The sequence below is a fragment of the Pseudomonas sp. P7759 genome (assembly GCF_013386445.1).
Classification (GTDB): Bacteria; Pseudomonadota; Gammaproteobacteria; order Pseudomonadales; family Pseudomonadaceae; genus Aquipseudomonas; species Aquipseudomonas azotoformans_A.
In genome coordinates this window covers 20,919-23,060 of the sequence record NZ_JACART010000013.1, presented here as the reverse complement: position 1 = coordinate 23,060, position 2,142 = coordinate 20,919, and the positions used below count along the sequence as shown (strand labels likewise).

Genomic DNA, 2,142 nt, shown 5'->3' with positions numbered 1-2,142 from the left:
CAAGACCACCTTGCTCAAGCGTCTGCTGCAAGGCGAGAGCCTGGGCGACACCGCGCTGCTGATCAACGAATTCGGCGATGTCGGCATCGACCATCTGCTGGTGGAAGAGGTGGCACCGGACACCGTACTGCTGCCCAGCGGGTGCGTGTGTTGTTCGATCCGAGGCGAGTTGAAAGACGCGCTGCTCGGCCTGCTGCAACGCCGCGAGCGCGGTGAAATCCCGGCGTTCAAGCGCGTCATTCTGGAGACTACCGGCTTGGCCGACCCGGCACCGATCCTCGCCACCCTGAACAACGACGCGCAACTGCGCGGGCGTTTCCATATTGGCCTGGTGATCACCCTGGTCGATGCCAGCCACGCCGACCTGCAAGAACGCCTGCACCCGGAATGGCTGGCGCAGGTAGCGGCGGCGGATCGCCTGCTGTTGAGCAAGACCGACCTGGCCGGCGATTGCACGGCGTTGCGCGCTCACTTGCAGGCGCTGAATGCCGGTACGCCGATCCTCGATACCCACGACATCCACAGCGGCGATCAACTGCTGCTCGGTGAGGGCCTGCGCAGCGCCGAACCCGCCGTGGAAGTCAGTCGCTGGCAACTGCATCGCACTACCACCGCTACCCACGGCGCCGCCCAAGTGTGCAGCCTGACCTTCGACCAGCCGCTGGACTGGGTGGGTTTCGGGGTGTGGTTGTCGATGCTGTTAAGATGCCACGGCGAACGAATCCTCCGTGTCAAAGGGCTGCTCAACGTGAACGCCAGTAACGCCCCTATCGTCATTCATGGTGTGCAGCATTGCCTGCATGCGCCGGTTCATTTGCCTGCATGGCCGGGCACCGATCGGCAGTCGCGCCTGGTGTTTATCCTGCGTGGCCTAGACCCCGAACTGTTGCGACGTTCCTTCAACGTGTTCTCGCGGCGGTTCGCGGCATGATCACTCTGCGCGTCCTCGGCACATCCGTCACCCTGCTTGAATGCCTGCGCGTCCGTGCGGAACAGGAGCTAGGCATTCGCCTGGTCTACCAAGTGCACGATGTCGAGCAGGCCCAGCGCATCGCGGTGATGCAACCCGACAGCTACGACCTCTACGACCAATGGTTCCACAACGTCGACTTCGTGTGGCCGGCCCGTGCGATCCAGCCTATCGACACCCGACGCATCGCGCTGTGGCACGAAATCAATGATTTGCCCAAGCGCGGTCGCCTATCACCGGACGACCGACTGGGCAGCGGCAGCGTGCCCAGCGAACGGTTGTTCGTGCAGCACGATGGCAGCCTCGGCAGCACGGTCACCGAGCGCATCAGCATGTTGCCCCTGACCCATAACGCCGACAGTTTCGCCTACCGCCCCGAACGGTTGCCCGAAGGTTTTTGCCACGGTAACGAAAGCTGGGGCTGGCTGTTGGACCCCGCCTGGCGTGCGCGCACGGCCTTGCAGAGTGACGCGGCCATTGGCGCGCTGGATGCTGCATTGGCGGTGCAGGGCGCGGGGCTGGCCAGCTTCAGGGACATCGGCAATATGAGCATCGAGGAGATCGACGTGCTCGCCGATATCCTGGTGCGCAAGCAGAAGGAGGGGCACTTTGCGGCGTTCTGGTCTGATGATGAAGAGGCGGCGCAATTGATGCTCAGCCCGAGCATCGATATCCAGAGCCTGTGGTCGCCGACCTTGATGCGCCTGCATCGTGCGGGGGTGAAGTACCGCCTGGCGGTGCCGCGNNGGGTTGTCGTTGTCGCGGCATGCGAAGGGGGCGGTGTTGGATGCGGCCTATGCGTATTTGAATTGGTGGTTGTCGGGGTGGCCTGGGGCAGTGATGGCGCGCCAGGGGTATTACATTGGCAACCCGGCGCGCAGTCGGGATCACTTGAGCAGTGCGGAGTGGGATTACTGGTATGCCGGCAAGCCTGCTCGGGAGGAGTTGCTTGGGAGTGATGGGTTGCCGTTGATTGATGTGGGTGAGGTGCGGGATGGGGGGTCTTATGAGGCGCGCATGGGGCATATTGCGGTGTGGAATTCGGTGATGGATGAGCATAATTATCTGGTGCGCAGGTGGGGGGATTTTATGCGGGCTCGGTGTGTTTGATTGATTGATTGAGTACATATCCATTTCTTCGGTAACGGCGGATATTGGTTCCGCTCTTACAG

Annotated in this window: 1 protein-coding gene and 1 pseudogene; both read left to right on the top strand. The window is 62.3% G+C overall.

Features of this window, described 5'->3' with window-relative positions; all coding sequences use genetic code 11:
* Positions 1 to 931 (top strand): GTP-binding protein (locus tag HX823_RS13810; protein ID WP_177075203.1); only part of this gene is annotated, 931 nt, incomplete at its 5' end.
* A pseudogene (locus HX823_RS13805) lies at positions 928 to 2,080 on the top strand (PotD/PotF family extracellular solute-binding protein). The gene HX823_RS13810 and the pseudogene HX823_RS13805, both read left to right, overlap by 4 nt.
* Positions 2,081 to 2,142: the final 62 nt, after the last annotated feature.